At 68.1% G+C, this 15,520-nt stretch carries 11 protein-coding genes; 1 reads left to right on the top strand and 10 read right to left on the bottom strand.

Translation table 11 applies throughout. From position 1 onward, the window contains the following. Positions 1–62: 62 nt before the first annotated feature. Positions 63–2,048, top strand: coding sequence for a methyl-accepting chemotaxis protein (locus AC1U89_RS06460; protein ID WP_479898902.1), 1,986 nt, complete (start codon positions 63–65; stop codon positions 2,046–2,048). Between the two features lie 113 nt (positions 2,049–2,161). On the opposite strand, the gene AC1U89_RS06455 is transcribed toward AC1U89_RS06460, so the two are convergent. The 10 genes from AC1U89_RS06455 to AC1U89_RS06410 all read right to left on the bottom strand — a co-directional run bounded on the left by AC1U89_RS06455 (position 2,162) and on the right by AC1U89_RS06410 (position 15,382). Next, positions 2,162–2,461 (bottom strand): hypothetical protein, encoded by a 300-nt coding sequence (locus AC1U89_RS06455; RefSeq protein WP_479898901.1) that lies wholly within the window; start codon positions 2,459–2,461, stop codon positions 2,162–2,164. A gap of 90 nt (positions 2,462–2,551) precedes the next feature. After that, positions 2,552–3,952 carry a dihydrolipoyl dehydrogenase gene (gene lpdA, locus AC1U89_RS06450; protein WP_479898900.1) on the bottom strand — a complete coding sequence of 467 codons (1,401 nt, stop codon included), beginning with the start codon at positions 3,950–3,952 and terminating at the stop codon, positions 2,552–2,554. A gap of 178 nt (positions 3,953–4,130) precedes the next feature. Beyond that, a complete protein-coding gene (locus tag AC1U89_RS06445) occupies positions 4,131–4,487 on the bottom strand; it encodes a DUF3088 family protein (protein ID WP_479898899.1) in 357 nt (118 codons plus the stop codon). Then, positions 4,484–4,894 (bottom strand): PIN domain-containing protein, encoded by a 411-nt coding sequence (locus tag AC1U89_RS06440; RefSeq protein WP_479898898.1) that lies wholly within the window; start codon positions 4,892–4,894, stop codon positions 4,484–4,486. The genes AC1U89_RS06445 and AC1U89_RS06440 overlap by 4 nt, the downstream gene beginning before the upstream one ends. Continuing rightward, positions 4,891–5,160, bottom strand: a complete 270-nt coding sequence (locus tag AC1U89_RS06435; protein WP_479898897.1) for an antitoxin — start codon at positions 5,158–5,160, stop codon at positions 4,891–4,893. The genes AC1U89_RS06440 and AC1U89_RS06435 overlap by 4 nt, the downstream gene beginning before the upstream one ends. Positions 5,161–5,283: 123 nt before the next feature. Next, the gene (gene odhB / locus AC1U89_RS06430) at positions 5,284–6,513 is read right to left on the bottom strand and encodes a 2-oxoglutarate dehydrogenase complex dihydrolipoyllysine-residue succinyltransferase (RefSeq protein WP_479898896.1); all 1,230 of its coding nucleotides are present in this window, start codon (positions 6,511–6,513) and stop codon (positions 5,284–5,286) included. A 60-nt stretch (positions 6,514–6,573) separates the two neighbouring features. Further along, positions 6,574–9,537 carry a 2-oxoglutarate dehydrogenase E1 component gene (locus AC1U89_RS06425; RefSeq protein ID WP_479898895.1) on the bottom strand — a complete coding sequence of 988 codons (2,964 nt, stop codon included), beginning with the start codon at positions 9,535–9,537 and terminating at the stop codon, positions 6,574–6,576. 172 nt (positions 9,538–9,709) lie between these two features. Continuing rightward, entirely contained in the window at positions 9,710–10,594 is an 885-nt protein-coding gene (gene sucD, locus AC1U89_RS06420; RefSeq protein ID WP_479898894.1) for a succinate--CoA ligase subunit alpha, read from the bottom strand. 2 nt (positions 10,595–10,596) lie between these two features. Continuing rightward, the gene (gene sucC, locus AC1U89_RS06415) at positions 10,597–11,796 is read right to left on the bottom strand and encodes an ADP-forming succinate--CoA ligase subunit beta (RefSeq protein ID WP_029911082.1); all 1,200 of its coding nucleotides are present in this window, start codon (positions 11,794–11,796) and stop codon (positions 10,597–10,599) included. Between the two features lie 274 nt (positions 11,797–12,070). Continuing rightward, complete coding sequence (locus tag AC1U89_RS06410) at positions 12,071–15,382, bottom strand: glycosyltransferase (protein WP_479898893.1); 3,312 nt, start codon at positions 15,380–15,382, stop codon at positions 12,071–12,073. Positions 15,383–15,520 lie beyond the last annotated feature (138 nt).

The raw sequence follows: 15,520 nt of genomic DNA, 5'->3' as shown, positions 1-15,520 counted from the left end.
CTTGGGCTCAAGACCGGCCCCCCGACCCCTTTCGACGGGGACATCCGGACATGAGGTTTGCGATGAAGTTCGACGATCTGAAGATTTCCACCAAGGTGGCCCTGCCGGCCGTCATCCTGACCGTGGTCGCCCTGTCGATCACCGGCATCGGCGCCTGGCAGGCCAAGAAATCGGAAGCCGCCACCAAGGTTCTCGTCGACCAGCGCGCCCCGGCCGAGCTGGAAGGATCGCGCTTCAACCGCCGCGTGGTCACCATCGGCTACGCCGCCTATCGCACCATCGCCAACGACGCCGCCTCGCCGGAAGCCAAGCAGGCCAGCGACGAGATCGACGTCGCGTACAAGGAAGCCAAGATCGCCCTGGGCAAGATCAAGGCCGCCGACACCGACGAAGGCAAGCGGGTCGCCGACTACCAGACCCGTCTGGACCGCATCTATTCCAGCGCCCGCCAGGGCGCGGATCTGGGCCTGCAGAACGCCAACGACGCGGCCAAGATGGTCATGGGCGTGATCGATCCGGACATCGCCAGCCTCAGCAAGGACGTGTCGGCCTACACCAACACCCATAGCGACGAGACCCGGGCCATGGTGGCGAAGGCCGACAAGGCGGCCCAGACCGGCACCCTGATGTCGATCGCCTTCGGCCTGATCGCCTCGGCCGCCGCGCTGGTCTTCGCCCTGTGGATCGGCCGCGCCAAGATCTCGGCCCCGCTGTCGGCCCTGTCCAAGACCATGGAAGTCCTGGCCCAAGGCTCGGTGGACGTCGACGTCGTCGGCGCCCAGCGCAAGGACGAGGTCGGCGGCATGGCCCGCTCGGTCCAGGTGTTCAAGGACAACGCCCTGGCCCTGCGCACCGCCGAGGCCGCCCAGCAGCGCGCCAGCGCCGAGACCGAGGCCGAGCGCCGCCGCAACCAGGAGGCCGCCGAGGCCGCCGCCCGCGAGCAGGCCTTCGTCATGGAGAACATCGCCACGGGCCTGACCCGCCTGGCCGACGGCGACCTGACCTATCGCGTCGACGCCCAGTTCCCGCCGGCCTATCAGCGCCTGCAAAGCGACTTCAACGGCGCCATCGCCCAGATGGAAGAGGCGATGCGCACCATCGTCCACGCCGCCAACGGCATCGGCGCCGGCTCGGACGAGATCGCCTCGGCCGCCGACGACCTGTCGCGCCGCAGCGAGCAGCAGGCCGCCAGCCTGGAAGAGACCGCCGCCGCCCTGGACGAGATCACCGCCACGGTGAAGCGCTCGTCGGCCGGCGCCGTCGAAGCCTCGCGCGTCGTCACCTCGACCCGTTCGGACGCCGAACGCTCGGCCGTGGTGGTGCGCAACGCCGTCGACGCCATGAACCAGATCGAGAAGTCGTCGCAGGAGATCAGCCAGATCATCGGCGTGATCGACGAGATCGCCTTCCAGACCAACCTGCTGGCCCTGAACGCGGGTGTCGAGGCCGCCCGGGCGGGTGACGCCGGCCGCGGCTTCGCCGTCGTCGCCCAGGAAGTGCGGGCCCTGGCCCAGCGCTCGGCCGACGCCGCCAAGGAGATCAAGACCCTGATCTCGACCTCCTCGCAGCAGGTCAGCCAGGGCGTGTCGATGGTCGGCCAGACGGGCGACGCCCTGCAGGCCATCGTCGGCAAGGTCAGCGAGATCGACGGCCTGGTCAGCGAGATCGCCGCCTCGGGCCAGGAGCAGGCCACCGGCCTCAACCAGGTCAACGCCGCCGTCAACCAGATGGACCAGACCGTCCAGCAGAACGCCGCCATGGTCGAGCAGTCGACCGCCGCCAGCCACGCCCTGAAGGGCGAGGCCAACGGCCTGATGCAGATGATCGGCAGGTTCCAGGTCAGCGGCGCCAGCGCCGCCGTGGGCTCCACCACCCGTCGCGCCGCTCCGGCTCCGACCCAGGTGTCGCGTCCGGCCGCCCGCCCGGCGGTCGCCCCGGCCACCGCCGCCAGCCGCCCCGGCGCCAACCCGGTCCGCGCGGCCCAGGCCAAGCTGGCCGCCTTCGCGGGTTCGGCGCAGCCGAGCAGCGACGACTGGGAAGAATTCTAAGGTTCAGTAAGCGTACCGCCCTCGCGTGCGTAGGAGGGCGTCTCCTCCCCTCGTAAGCTTAGCGTACCAGCCCCGCCGGATTTGCCCCCGGCGGGGTTTTTTCGTGGGCGGCGCTAGCGGGCCGGACGGACCTGGCGGATCGGCGTGGGGACCACGCAGCCGTCGACGCGGCGCAGCACGGCGTAGGACAGCCGCCCCGGCGGCAGCTCGCCCAGCGGCCGCACCTGGGCGCGGACATTGTCGGCGGCGGGGATCGCCGCGACCGCGCCGCAGCGCACACGGGCGTCCATCATGTCGCGCAGCCAGGGCGCGGTGGGGGCCGATTGCGAAGGCGACGGCTGGGGCGCGGCCCCAGGCGCGGCCCCAGGCGCGGTTTGCGTCGCCGCGATCAGCAGGATGGCGGACAAAAGCATGGCGGGGCTCCGTTTCCGAAACCCCGCCACTCTACGTCAGATGGCGCCGAGACGCCCGTTAACTCTTGGACACGAGGCCCAGGCTCGCGCCTAGGCCTGCATCGTCCAGCCTTCGACGCCCATGGCCGCCTGGCGGAGGGCCTCCGAGCGGGTGGGGTGCGGGTGGCAGGTGCGGGCCACGTCTTCCGACGAGCCACCGAACTCCATGGCCACGCAGATCTCGGCGATCATGTCGCCCACGTTCGGACCCACGGCGTGGCAGCCCAGGATGCGGTCGGTCTTGGCGTCGGCCAGCACCTTCACGAAGCCGTCGGTCTCGTGGTTGATCTTGGCGCGGCTGTTGGCCAGGAACGGGAACTTGCCGACCTTGTAGGCGACGCCCGCGGCCTTGAGGTCCTCCTCGGTCTTGCCGACCGTGGCGACTTCCGGCGAGGTGTAGATGACGCCCGGGATGATGTCGTAGTTCACGTGGCCGGCCTTGCCCGCGATCAGCTCGATGCAGGCCACGGCCTCGTCCTCGGCCTTGTGGGCCAGCATTGGCCCCGAGGTGACGTCGCCAATGACCCAGACGCCGTCGACGCCGGTCTTGTAGTGGTCGTTGGCGATCACGCCGCGCTTGTCGGGAACGATGCCGACCGTCTCCAGGCCCAGGCCCTGGGTGTAGGGACGGCGGCCGATGGCCACCAGCACGTAGTCGGCCTGCAGGGTCTCGGCGTCGCCGCCGGCCACGGGCTCGACGGTCAGCTTGACCTGCTTGTCGGTCGCGGTCGCGCCGGTGACCTTCGAAGCCAGCTTGAACTTGAAGCCCTGCTTGGTGAGGATCTTCTGGAAGGCGTTGGCCACCTCGGTGTCGGTGCCCGGCAGGATGCGGTCCAGGAACTCGACCACGGTCACTTCCGCGCCCAGGCGCTTCCAGACCGAGCCCAGCTCCAGGCCGATGACGCCGGCGCCGATCACGATGAGGCTCTTGGGGACTTCCGGCAGCGACAGGGCGCCGGTCGAGTCGACGATGCGCTTGTTGTCGATGGTCACGCCCGGCAGCGGGGTGGGCTCCGAGCCCGTGGCGATGACGATGTTCTTGGTCTCGAGCACGGTTTCCGAACCGTCCTCGGCCTTCACCACCACCTTGCCGGGTCCGTCGATGCGGCCCCAGCCCTTGATGTACTCGACCTTGTTCTTCTTCATGATGAACTCGACGCCCTTGGTCAGGGCTTCGACGCTCTCGGCCTTCTGGGCCATCATCTGCGGCAGGTTCAGCTTCGGCTTCACCTCGATGCCCAGCTTGGCGAACTCGGAGCCCGCCGCGGCCTCGTACATCTCCGAGGCGTGCAGCAGGGCCTTGGACGGCATGCAGCCGACGTTCAAGCAGGTGCCGCCCAGCTTGCCGCGTCCTTCGACGATGGCGGTCTTCAGACCCAGCTGACCGGCGCGGGTCGCCGCGTTGTAGCCGCCGGGGCCGCCCCCGATGATGACGACGTCGTATTGAGCCATGGATCTTCGCCTTGAGACGCGCCGCGTTCGGCGCCGGACAGAAAATGGGGCCTGTCCCCCGGTTTCCCAAGGGTGACTGGGCGCGGGTACTCCTAGCGCCTCTGCCTTAAGGATCAACCCAACAGGTGCGTTAAAGGCGCAGTTCGTGGGCGTCTTGCGCGTTTGCGCCGCCCCGGCCTCAGGGATGCGGCGGCGAGACGCCGTACCGCGCCGCCAGGACGCGGGTGATGGGCCCCTCGTTGGTGGCGAACCACAGGCCGCCGGCCGCGTTCAGGTCGCCCTCACGCAGGTCGGGATGGTCGAACGGCTCGGCCAGGATCAGCATCGGCAGGTTCTGGTTCGCCTCGCCCAGCAGGTCGGCCACCGGACGGCGCGGCCGGGGATACGGCAGGTAGGCGACATCCAGCGCCTCGCGCACCGCCGGATAGTAGCCGAGGAAGCCTTCAACGGCCGCGCAGGCCATGCAGAACCAGGGCCGGTCCTGGTCGATCCAGTCGGGGCGCAGGAGGAAGAGGCGGTCGCGGGCGGCGGTCATGGCTGACTCCAGTCCTGGATTTCCAGGTCATCGATGCGCTGGAATTCACGGACGTTCGATGTCACCAGAGTCCATCCCCGCGCCAAGGCTTGGCCGGCGATCAGCGCGTCATAAGGGCCGATGGGGTTTCCATGTGGCCTAAGCTTGGCCCTGATAAGAGCGGCGGCCGTCACGTCGTCTTCGTTCAGCGGTTCGACGACGACCCCATCGAGGACTTCGGCGACGTTCAAGGCCCCACCGGGCGGATCGAGGCTGAGCGCCACGCCGAACCGCAGTTCGTGATAGACGATCAGCGAAGTCACCAGCGCTTCGCTCGCTAGGATCGCCGTGTCCCAGCGCTTGCGAATGATCGCCTTTCGCCCGCGAATGAGATCAACGAAGACGTTGGTGTCCAACGCCAACGTCACCAGAATTCCCTCTCCTGTTCCGGCGGTTGTTCCCGAGCCGGAAAGTCGCCTCCACCTCGCGCGTCGATGCGGGCCCACATCGCGTCGAGGTCGGCTTGGGTGCGAGGGGGCTTGGCGGCGACCGGCTCCAGTATGACCGCGTCGCCCTCGCGACGGACGGTTACCTCGGTACCTTCGAACCGAAAAGCCTTGGGCAGGCGAACGGCTTGGCTGCCGCCATGGGTGAACAGCTTGGCGCGAGGCGCTCGAATATCGAGTTTGCCCATGACATCGGCCTTTGTATCTACATCGTATAGATACATCCAGGTCAGGTCTGTTTCAAGGCGAGCGGCCAGAAACGAAAAAGGGGCCGCTTTCGCAGCCCCTTCTCGTTCGATCTCTCGGAGCGACTAGAGCTCCAGCAGCAGGCGCTGCGGGTCTTCCAGGGCTTCCTTGACCTTCACCAGGAAGGTCACCGCGCCGGCGCCGTCGACCACGCGGTGGTCGTAGCTGAGCGCCAGGTACATCATCGGGCGGACCTCGATCTTGCCGCCGACCACCATGGCCCGCTCCTTGATCGCGTGCATGCCCAGGATGCCCGACTGCGGGGCGTTGAGGATCGGGGTCGACATCAGCGAGCCGTAGATGCCGCCGTTGGTGATGGTGAAGGTGCCGCCTTGCATGTCCTCGATGGCCAGGGCGCCGTCGCGGGCCTTCTTGCCCAGGGCGCCGATGGCCTTCTCGATCTCGGCCAGGCTCAGGGCGTCGGCGTCACGGACGACCGGAACGACCAGGCCCTTGTCGGTGCCGACGGCCACGCCGATGTCGTAGTGGTTCTTGTAGACGATGTCCTGGCCGTCGATCTCGGCGTTGACGTCCGGCACGGCCTTCAGGGCGGCGACGACCGCCTTGGTGAAGAACGACATGAAGCCCAGCTTCACGCCGTGCTTCTTCTCGAACACGTCCTTGTAGGAATTGCGCAGGGCCATGACCGCCGTCATGTCGACCTCGTTGAAGGTCGTCAGCATGGCGGCCGTGTTCTGGGCCTCCTTCAGGCGACGGGCGATCGTCTGGCGCAGGCGCGTCATCTTCACGCGCTCTTCGCGCTCGTGGATCGGGCGCGGCGCGGCCGGAGCGGCGGCGGGGGCCGGGGCGTTGGCGCGGGCTTCCAGGGCGGCCAGGGCGTCGCCCTTGGTCACGCGGCCGTCCTTGCCGGTGCCCGCGACCTTCGACAGGTCGAGGTTGTTCTCGGCGGCGATGCGGGCCGGAGCCGGGCTGACCGGGGCGGCGGCGGCCGGAGCCGGAGCAGCGGCGGGAGCGGGCGCGGGGGCCGGGGCCGGAGCGGCGGCCGGAGCAGGAGCCGGAGCGGCGGCCTTAGCGGCGGCCGGAGCGGCGGTCGCGGCGCCGCCTTCGGTCACCACGCCCAGCACCGTGCCCGGCACCACGGTCGCGCCTTCCTCGGCGTTGATCGAGGCCAGGACGCCGTCGGCCGGGGCCACGACTTCCAGGCTGACCTTGTCGGTTTCCAGTTCGACGAGCAGCTCGTCCTTCTTCACCGCCTCCCCGGCCTTCTTGGTCCAGCGCGCCACCGTCGCTTCGGTGACGGATTCGCCGAGGGCGGGGGTCATGATGTCGGCCATGTGGGGTTCCGATGTCTCGTGTTCAGGTCGGGCGGGTTCAGATCAGGCGGGACGAAGCGATCAGGCGAAGGCTTCGTTCAGGAAGGTCTCAAGTTCTTTCATGTGGCGGCTCATCAGGCCCGCGGCCGTGGAGGCCGAGGCCGGACGGCCGACATAACGGGCGCGCTTGGCCTTCACGTTCAGCTTGTCGAGCGTCAGCTCGATCCACGGATCCACGAAGGTCCAGCCGCCCATGTTCTTGGGCTCTTCCTGGCACCAGACCAGGTCGGCGTTCTTGAAGCGGCCCAGCACCTGCATCAGCGACTTCATCGGCCACGGATAGAACTGCTCCAGGCGCACGATGTAGACGTCGTCGCGGCCCAGCTTGGCGCGCTGGTCGATCAGGTCGAAGTAGACCTTGCCCGAGCAGGCGATGACGCGCTTGATCTGATCATCGCCCTTCAGGGTGACGCCGCCGACGTCGCAGCCGGCCTCGGCGCCGTCCACCATCACGCGGTGGAAGCCCGAATCCTCGGTGAAGTCCGACAGGTTCGAGACGGCGCGCTTGTGGCGCAGCAGGCTCTTGGGCGTCATGACGATCAAGGGCTTGCGGAATTCGCGGTGCATCTGGCGACGCAGGGCGTGGAAGTAGTTGGCCGGGGTGGTGCAGTTGACCACCTGCATGTTGTCTTCCGCGCACGACTGCAGGAAGCGCTCCAGGCGGGCCGAGCTGTGCTCGGGGCCCTGGCCTTCATAGCCGTGCGGCAGCAGCATGGTCAGGCCGCTCATCCGCAGCCACTTGCGCTCGCCCGAGCTGATGAACTGGTCGATCACCACCTGGGCGCCGTTCACGAAGTCGCCGAACTGGCCTTCCCACAGGGTCAGGGTGTTCGGGTCGGCCAGCGAGAAGCCGTATTCGAAGCCCAGCACCGCCTCTTCCGACAGGGCCGAGTCGATGACCTCGTAGTGGGCCTGGCCGGGACGGATGTTGTTCAGCGGCGTGTAGTGCTCTTCGGTCTTCTGGTCGATGACGTCGGAGTGGCGCTGGGTGAAGGTGCCGCGGACCGAGTCCTGGCCCGACAGGCGGACCGGGAAGCCTTCGTCCAGCAGGGTGGCGAAGGCCAGGTGCTCGGCGGTGCCCCAGTCGATGCCCTCGCCCTTCTCGATCGCCTCGCGGCGGTTCTCGATGGCGCGCTTGACGGTCTTGTGGGCGTCGATGCGGTCCGGGACGGTGGTGATCTGGCGACCGATCTCCAGCAGGCGGGTCTTGGGGAAGGCGGTCTTGCCGCGACGGTCCTCGTCGCCCGGCAGGGCCAGGCCCTTCCACTTGCCGTCCAGCCAGTCGGCCTTGTTGGCCTTGTAGCCCTTGCCGGCCTCGAATTCCTTGTCGAGGAAGCTCTCGAATTCGCTGACCCAGGCGTCGGACTCGGCCTGGGTGATGACGCCCTCGCCGACCAGGCGGGTCGCGTAGAGTTCGCGGGTCGGGGGGTGGCCCTTGATCTTGGCGTACATCAGGGGCGACGTCATCGTCGGGTCGTCGCCTTCGTTGTGGCCGAAGCGACGGTAGCAGAACATGTCGATGACCACGTCCTTGCCGAACTTCTGCCGGTACTCGGTCGAGACCTTGGCGGCGAAGACGACGGCTTCGGGGTCGTCGCCGTTCACGTGGAAGATCGGGGCCTCGACCATCAGGGCCACGTCCGACGGATACGGGGACGAGCGCGAATAGCGCGGGCTGGTGGTGAAGCCGATCTGGTTGTTGACGATGAAGTGGATGGTGCCGCCCGTGCGGTAGCCCTTCAGGCCCGACAGGGTGAAGCACTCGGCCACCACGCCCTGGCCCGCGAAGGCCGCGTCGCCGTGCAGCAGCAGCGGCAGCACGTGGCCGCGGCCGGCGTCCGGCTGCTCGCGCAGGGTGAAGGCCTGCTTGGCGCGGGCTTTGCCGATCACCACCGGGTTGACGATCTCCAGGTGCGACGGGTTGGCGGTCAGCGACAGGTGGACCTTGTTGTCGTCGAACTCACGGTCCGACGAGGCGCCCATGTGGTACTTCACGTCGCCCGAGCCCTCGATGTCCGAGGGCACCGACGAACCGCCTTGGAATTCGTGGAAGATCACGTGGTAGGGCTTGCCCATCACGGCGGCCAGCACGTTCAGGCGGCCGCGGTGCGGCATGCCCAGGACGATGTCCTTCACGCCCAGCGCGCCGCCGCGCTTGATGATCTGCTCCATGGCCGGGACCATGGCTTCGCCGCCGTCCAGGCCGAAGCGCTTGGTGCCGGGGAAACGCTTGTGCAGGAAGCGCTCGAAGCCCTCGGCCTCGATCAGCTTCTTCAGGATGGCGACCTTGCCCTCCTTGGAGAACACGATCTCCTTGTCGCGGCCCTCGATGCGCTCCTGCAGCCAGGCCTTCTCGGTCGGGTCCGAGATGTGCATGTACTGCACGCCGACGGCGTCGCAGTAGGTGCGGCGCAGGATCGTCAGGATCTCGCGGATCGACGAGGTTTCCAGACCCAGCACGAAGTCCAGGAAGATCGGGCGGTCATAGTCGGCCTCGGCGAAGCCGTAGGTCGCCGGGTCCAGCTCGGGGGCGGCGGGCTTGGGCTCCAGGCCCAGCGGGTCGAGGTTGGCGGCCAGGTGGCCGCGCATCCGGTAGGCCCGGATCATCATGATGGCGCGCAGGCTGTCCAGCGTGGCGGCGCGGACGGCTTCGGCGGACGAGCCCGGGGCCTTGGCCTCGATGGCCTTGGAGACCTTGGCCTCGACGGCCGGGGCGACGGTCGGCCACTGGCCGTCGATCGCCGACAGCCAGTCGGGACGCAGGGCCGGGGTTGGACGCGGGGTCCAGGCCGGGTCCTTGGCGGCGGCCTTGACCTGGTCGGCCTGGTCCGAGAGCGTGGCGAAGAAGGCGGCCCAAGAGGGTTCGACCGATCCGGGGTTCTCCGCCCACCGGGCGTAGAGATCTTCCACGAAAGCCGCATTGGCTCCGTAGAGGAACGAGGTCTCGGTCAAGACCTGATTGATGATGCCTGCGTCGTCCGCCATCGTCTTTGCCTTACGATCCTTTTACGCCACCGCTTAATGCCGTTGCGTAAATATAGTCTCTCATTCACCGGGCGCCCGCCGATCTTGCGGGGGCCCAGGTGATTTTTTCGGATCGTCGACTGGCGGTCGCAAAAAACCTGGGCCCCGCGCGGGGCGGGGTTTCGGTGTCTAATTAGCCCTTGAGCACCTCGAGCAGGGTCTCGCCCAGCTTGGCCGGCGACGGCGAGACGCGGATGCCCGCCTCTTCCATCGCCGCGATCTTGTCCTCGGCGCCGCCCTTGCCGCCGCTGATGATCGCGCCGGCGTGGCCCATGTGACGGCCGGGAGGGGCCGTACGACCGGCGATGAAGCCGACCATGGGCTTCTTGCGGCCGCGCTTGGCCTCGTCCTTCAGGAACTGGGCCGCTTCTTCCTCGGCCGAGCCACCGATCTCGCCGATCATGACGATCGACTTGGTGGCTTCGTCGGCCAGGAACAGCTCCAGCACGTCGATGAACTCGGTGCCCTTGACCGGGTCGCCGCCGATGCCGACGGCCGTGGTCTGGCCGAGACCGGCGTTCGTGGTCTGGAACACGGCTTCATAGGTCAGGGTGCCCGAGCGCGAGACGACGCCGACCGAGCCGTTCGAGAAGATCGAACCCGGCATGATGCCGATCTTGCACTGGTTCGGGGTCAGGACGCCGGGGCAGTTCGGGCCGATCAGGCGCGACTTGCTGCCCTGCAGGGCCTTCTTCACGCGCACCATGTCCAGCACCGGGATGCCTTCGGTGATGCAGACGATCAGCGGGATTTCCGCGTCGATGGCTTCCAGGATCGAGTCGGCCGCGAAGGGCGGCGGGACGTAGATCACCGAGGCGTCGGCGCCGGTGGCTTCCTTGGCTTCGCCGACCGTGTCGAACACCGGCAGGCCGATGTGGGTCTGGCCGCCTTTGCCGGGGGTGACGCCGCCGACCATCTTGGTGCCGTAGGCGATGGCCTGTTCGGAGTGGAACGTGCCCTGGGCGCCGGTGATGCCCTGGCAGATGACCTTGGTTTCAGAACCGATGAGGATCGACATGATTAGCGAGCACCCTTCACGGCCGCGACGATCTTCTCGGCGCCGTCAGACAGATCGTTGGCGGCGATGACGTTCAGGCCGCTTTCCGAGATGATTTTCTTGCCGAGTTCGACGTTGGTGCCTTCCAGGCGGACCACCAGCGGAACCTTCAGGCCGACTTCCTTCACGGCGGCGATGACGCCTTCCGCGATGATGTCGCAGCGCATGATGCCGCCGAAGATGTTGACCAGGATGCCCTTCACGGCCGGGTCGGCGGTGATGATCTTGAAGGCCGCGGTGACCTTCTCCTTGCTGGCGCCGCCGCCGACGTCCAGGAAGTTGGCCGGCTCGGCGCCGTACAGCTTGATGATGTCCATGGTGGCCATGGCCAGGCCGGCGCCGTTGACCATGCAGCCGATCTCGCCGTCCAGGGCGATGTAGGCCAGGTCGTACTTCGAGGCTTCGATTTCCTTGGGGTCTTCTTCGCTCTCGTCGCGCAGGGCGCGGATGTCCGGGTGGCGGAACAGCGAGTTGCCGTCGAACGACAGCTTGGCGTCCAGGACCCGCAGATGATCGTCGGCGGTGACGATCAGCGGGTTGATCTCCAGCATGGCCATGTCCTTGGCCAGGAACGCCGTATAGAGCTGGGTCAGCAGGGTGGCGGCTTCCTTCGCCAGGCCGCCGGTCAGGCCCAGGGCCTTGGCCAGAGCGCGCTGGTGGGTCGGCCACACGCCGGTCGCCGGGTCGATCGAGAAGCTATGGATCTTTTCGGGGGTGGCGTGGGCCACGTCCTCGATGTCCATGCCGCCTTCGGTCGAGGCGACCACCGAAACCATCGAGGTCTCGCGGTCGACCAGCAGCGACAGGTAGAATTCCTTGGCGATCGCCGCGCCTTCTTCGATGTAGAGGCGGTTGACCTGCTTGCCCTTGGGGCCGGTCTGGTGGGTCACCAGCACGCGGCCGAGCATTTCCTCGGCGTTCGACTTGACGTCGGCGACCGACTTGACGACGCGGACGCCGCCCTTGGCGTCTGGGCCCAGACCCTCGAACTTGCCCTTGCCACGGCCACCGGCGTGGATCTGGGACTTCACGACGAACACCGGACCGCCCAGCTTTTCAGCGGCGGCCGCGGCCTCCTCGACGGTGAAGGCGGGATAGCCGCGCGGAACGGGAGCGCCGAACTCTGCGAGGACGGCTTTGGCTTGGTGTTCGTGGATGTTCATGAGGGACCGGTCTCGACGACGGCTTCTGAAAATTGTGGCCGGGTTATAGGAGCGTGATTTCGCAGGCGCAACCGCGCTTGGACCGATTAATCAGCCTATCTGAAAAAGTGGGGTTCTCTCGCGCAAGCCCGGAACCGCTTGGACTTTTTCACCGAACATCGGCTTCCCAAGGGTCAAGTCGCCCACACGCTCCCGAGAAAAAAGGTACCGCTACCACTCGCAGGAGCGAATGACAGCCTTGTCATAGCCCTGGGTTGCCGAATTCCCGGCCCGATCACTTGACCGTCGCGGTCGCCCGACGCTCGAGTTTGCCCCAGCCCACACGTCCGCCGCGCGCCGCGGTCAGCACCGACTTGACCACCACGTAGTACATCAGCTGGCGGTAGCCGAAGCGCTGGACGGGCAGGTACGGCAGGTCGGCCCAGGGCGCGCGCTTCTCCAGGGCCATGCCCAGGGCGCCGGCCGACAGGTCGACCAGGATGAACACCGCCCAGTAGAGCAGCCCCCGGATCGTGTCGTCGGGCGACCACTCCACGGGGTGGGCGATCGCGCCGTAGAGACCCGAGATCAGGCTCCAGACCACCGCCAGGTCGACCAGGGGCGCGGCGACGGCCAGCAGGATCTGGAACAGCCAGATCTGCGGCAGGGCCACGAAGCCCAGGGCGGGCGTCTTGGGATTGAACAGCGCCGCGCGGTGCTTCCAGACGCACTGCAGGGTGCCGAACGACCAGCGGAAGCGCTGCTTCAGCAGGCCGCTGACGGTGTCGGGGGCCTCGGTGAAGGCCTGGGCCGAGGGGTCGAAGGCCACCTTCCAGCCAGCGCGCTGGCAGGCGATGGTCAGGTCCTGGTCCTCGGCCAGGGTGTCGGCCGGATAGCCGCCCAGGTCGTCCAGCACGCTCTTGCGCCAGGCCCCGACCGCGCCGGGCACCACGGTCACCGCCCCCAGGGCCGCCAGGGCGCGGCGCTCCAGGTTCTGGGCGGTGACGTATTCCAGCGCCTGCCAGCGGGTGACGATGTTCAGGCGGTTGCCGACGATGGCGTTGCCGGCCACGGCCCCGATCCGGGGGTCCTGGAACCAGCGGACGAGGCGTCCAATGGTCTTCGGCGGGAACAGCGTGTCGGCGTCCAGGGCCACCACATAGTCGCCCTTGGCCACGGCCAGGCCGCGGTTGACCGCCCGCGCCTTGCCGCCGTTCTCGAAGCTCAGCAGGGTCACGCGCGGATCGTTGCCGTGGGCGCGGCGCACCTCCTCGGCGGTGTTGTCCTTGGAGCCGTCGTCGAGGACCAGGACCTCGATGTTCTTCCACTCGGACTCCAGGATCCGCGACACCGAGGCGGCGATCACCTTCTCCTCGTTGAAGCAGGGGATCAGCACGCTGACCAGCGGGCCGGTCGCGGGGTCCAGGTTCTCGGGGCTCTCGTGCGTCCAGCGGTGGACCAGGGCCAGGCAGGCCAGGAACACCAGCCGCGCCAGGCCCAGGGCGATGGCGGTCAGGAACAGGGTGGTCAGCAGCACCTTCAGCCCCCGGAACAGGCCGAAGCCCAGCCGGTCCAGCGCCAGGGCGATGGGGTCACGGTCGCTCTTGGGCATGGCCTGCTCGGGCGTCATGCCCGCCAGCTCGCCGACCGTCACCAGGCGGTAGCCGCGGGCGCGGATCTGGTCGATCAGCTCGGGCAGGGCCTTGACGGTGTTGGCGCGGTTGCCGCCGGCGTCGTGCAGCAGCACCACCTGGCCGGGCCGGTCGCCGGGGTGGTCCAGGCGTTCCAGCGTGCGGTCGATGATCGTCTGGGGCGGGGGCTTCTGCCAGTCGTCGGTGTCGATCCGCAGGCCGACCGCCAGATAGCCCAGGGTCTGGGCCGACAGCAGGGGCGTGACCTCGTGCGGGGTCGACGGCTCGGCGTCGCCGAAGAACGGCGGGCGGAACAGGCGCATCGAGCGGCCCGTGATCACCTCGAACAGGCGCTGGGTGGCGTTCAGCTCGACGTCGGTCTGGGCGACGGGGATTTCGCCGATATTGGGGTGGGTCCAGGTGTGGCTGCCCACATCATGGCCCTCGGCGACCTCGCGCTTCACCAGGTCGGGCCGGTTCTGCATGTTCTCGCCGATCACGAAGAAGGTGGCCGGGGCGTTCTTCTCCTTGAGGATGTCGAGGATCTTGGGCGTCCAGCGCGGGTCGGGGCCGTCGTCGAAGGTCAGGGCCACCAGGCCGGGCTTCTGGCCGTAGCGCTGGATCACGTAGGAGCTGGGCAGGACATCGTAGGTCTGGTCGGCGATCAGGCCGGTGTCGGGATCGAACTCCAGCGACCGCTTGCCGGGCGTGGGCAGGTTGGTCACCCGCAGAACCTCGCCGCCGCCGTCGAAGTCCACGCTCTGGCCGGCGGGGATGCTGGTCAGGGCCTGGGCCGAGGCCTGGCCGTAGGGCTTGCCCAGCACGCTCCAGACGCCCGGGTCCTCCATGCCCATCCGCCACAGGCCGTAGCCGCGCGGCTTCCAGGCGTCGGTGACCTTGACCTGGTTGAACAGGGTGGCGGCATCCAGGAACCAGACCACGTGGTTGTCGCCGTTGTCGTCGGTGTAGGTGTAGGTCGGGTTCAGGGCGTCATCGTCCATGTCGATGGTCGCGTCGGCGTCCTGGGCGTTGCGGATGGCCTCGTGGAAGGTGGCCGGCGCGCCCGAGGCGGGCGTCCCGTCCTTCTTCAGCGTCCAGTCGTAGCCGTAGGCGCCCAGGGCCAGGATCGTGCGGCCCGGGTCCAGCTTGGCGAACCGCTTGGCCAGTTCGCTCTCGTACCAGTCCTGGCCGGCGTTCGGCCCAGGATCGCCGCCGGCGTAGTGCTGGTCGTAGGCCATCAGCACCAGGGTGTCGGACGAGTCCTGCAGCGCCTTCAGCGGCCAGCCCTGCTCGTCGAACGGCGCGGTGACCCAGACCTCGCGGCCCTGCGGCTTCAGCACCGCCCGCGCCTCGTCCAGCAGCTTGGGATAGTTCGCCAGCCCCTTGGGCGACAGGTTCTCCAGGTCGAAGACATAGCCGCCGTAGCCACGCCGGACGGCCAGGTCGGAGAGGCCCGCGATCAGCTTGGCCCGCGCCTTGGGATTGGCCAGCAGGGCGTCGCCCAGCGGTCCGTTGAAGGCGGCGTTGGCCGAGTTGTGCACCAGGGGCAGCACGGCCGGATGGTTCGGGGCGGCGGCGATCCGGGCCACGCCCTGCGGGTCGTCGTCCACATTGATGTCGCCGTCGGGACCCCGCAGCGCCACCCACTGCGGCGAAACCACGTCCAGCTTGTCGATGTTGCGACGCAGGGACTCGCGGGAGTCCTCGTCCCAGCTGACATAGAAGCCGACGCTGATCGGCCGGGACTGGGCCGAGCCCCCTTCTCCCCCTTGGGCGGCCGTGGCGGTTGGCCGGGGCACCTTGCGCCAGTCCAGGTTCGGCTTCAGCCGGTGGGCCGTCTCCTTGTGTAGCGACGACAGGACATGCGGGTCCTTCAGCGTCACCAGCGGCAGGCGCGGGGCGAAGGCCAGGGTGGCCAGGAAGGCGGCGACGATGGCCGCCAGGGCCGACAGCACGATCCCCAGGATCAGCCGCATCCTCCGGTCCCGCCGTCCGGTGGGGTCGTGGAAGATATGCCGCTCGTCGCCCATAATCGCAGTCCCGCGTTCGTCAGCGGGCTCTTGTAACCTGAACGTGTCGGAACGGTGGCGTTTTCGACGCTGCGCCCAAACGTC

It is taken from the genome of Caulobacter sp. 05T431, assembly GCF_056665975.1.
The sequence above is the reverse complement of the archived record's forward strand: the minus strand, read 5'-3'. Positions and strand labels throughout refer to the sequence as shown.

Coding starts and splice junctions, on each gene's coding strand:
- AC1U89_RS06460 (WP_479898902.1), top strand. CDS start 63: ATGAAGTTCGACGATCTGAAGATTTCCACCAAGGTGGCCCTGCCGGCC.
- AC1U89_RS06455 (WP_479898901.1), bottom strand. CDS start 2,461: ATGCTTTTGTCCGCCATCCTGCTGATCGCGGCGACGCAAACCGCGCCT.
- lpdA (WP_479898900.1), bottom strand. CDS start 3,952: ATGGCTCAATACGACGTCGTCATCATCGGGGGCGGCCCCGGCGGCTAC.
- AC1U89_RS06445 (WP_479898899.1), bottom strand. CDS start 4,487: ATGACCGCCGCCCGCGACCGCCTCTTCCTCCTGCGCCCCGACTGGATC.
- AC1U89_RS06435 (WP_479898897.1), bottom strand. CDS start 5,160: ATGGGCAAACTCGATATTCGAGCGCCTCGCGCCAAGCTGTTCACCCAT.
- odhB (WP_479898896.1), bottom strand. CDS start 6,513: ATGGCCGACATCATGACCCCCGCCCTCGGCGAATCCGTCACCGAAGCG.
- AC1U89_RS06425 (WP_479898895.1), bottom strand. CDS start 9,537: ATGGCGGACGACGCAGGCATCATCAATCAGGTCTTGACCGAGACCTCG.
- sucD (WP_479898894.1), bottom strand. CDS start 10,594: ATGTCGATCCTCATCGGTTCTGAAACCAAGGTCATCTGCCAGGGCATC.
- sucC (WP_029911082.1), bottom strand. CDS start 11,796: ATGAACATCCACGAACACCAAGCCAAAGCCGTCCTCGCAGAGTTCGGC.
- AC1U89_RS06410 (WP_479898893.1), bottom strand. CDS start 15,382: ATGCGGCTGATCCTGGGGATCGTGCTGTCGGCCCTGGCGGCCATCGTC.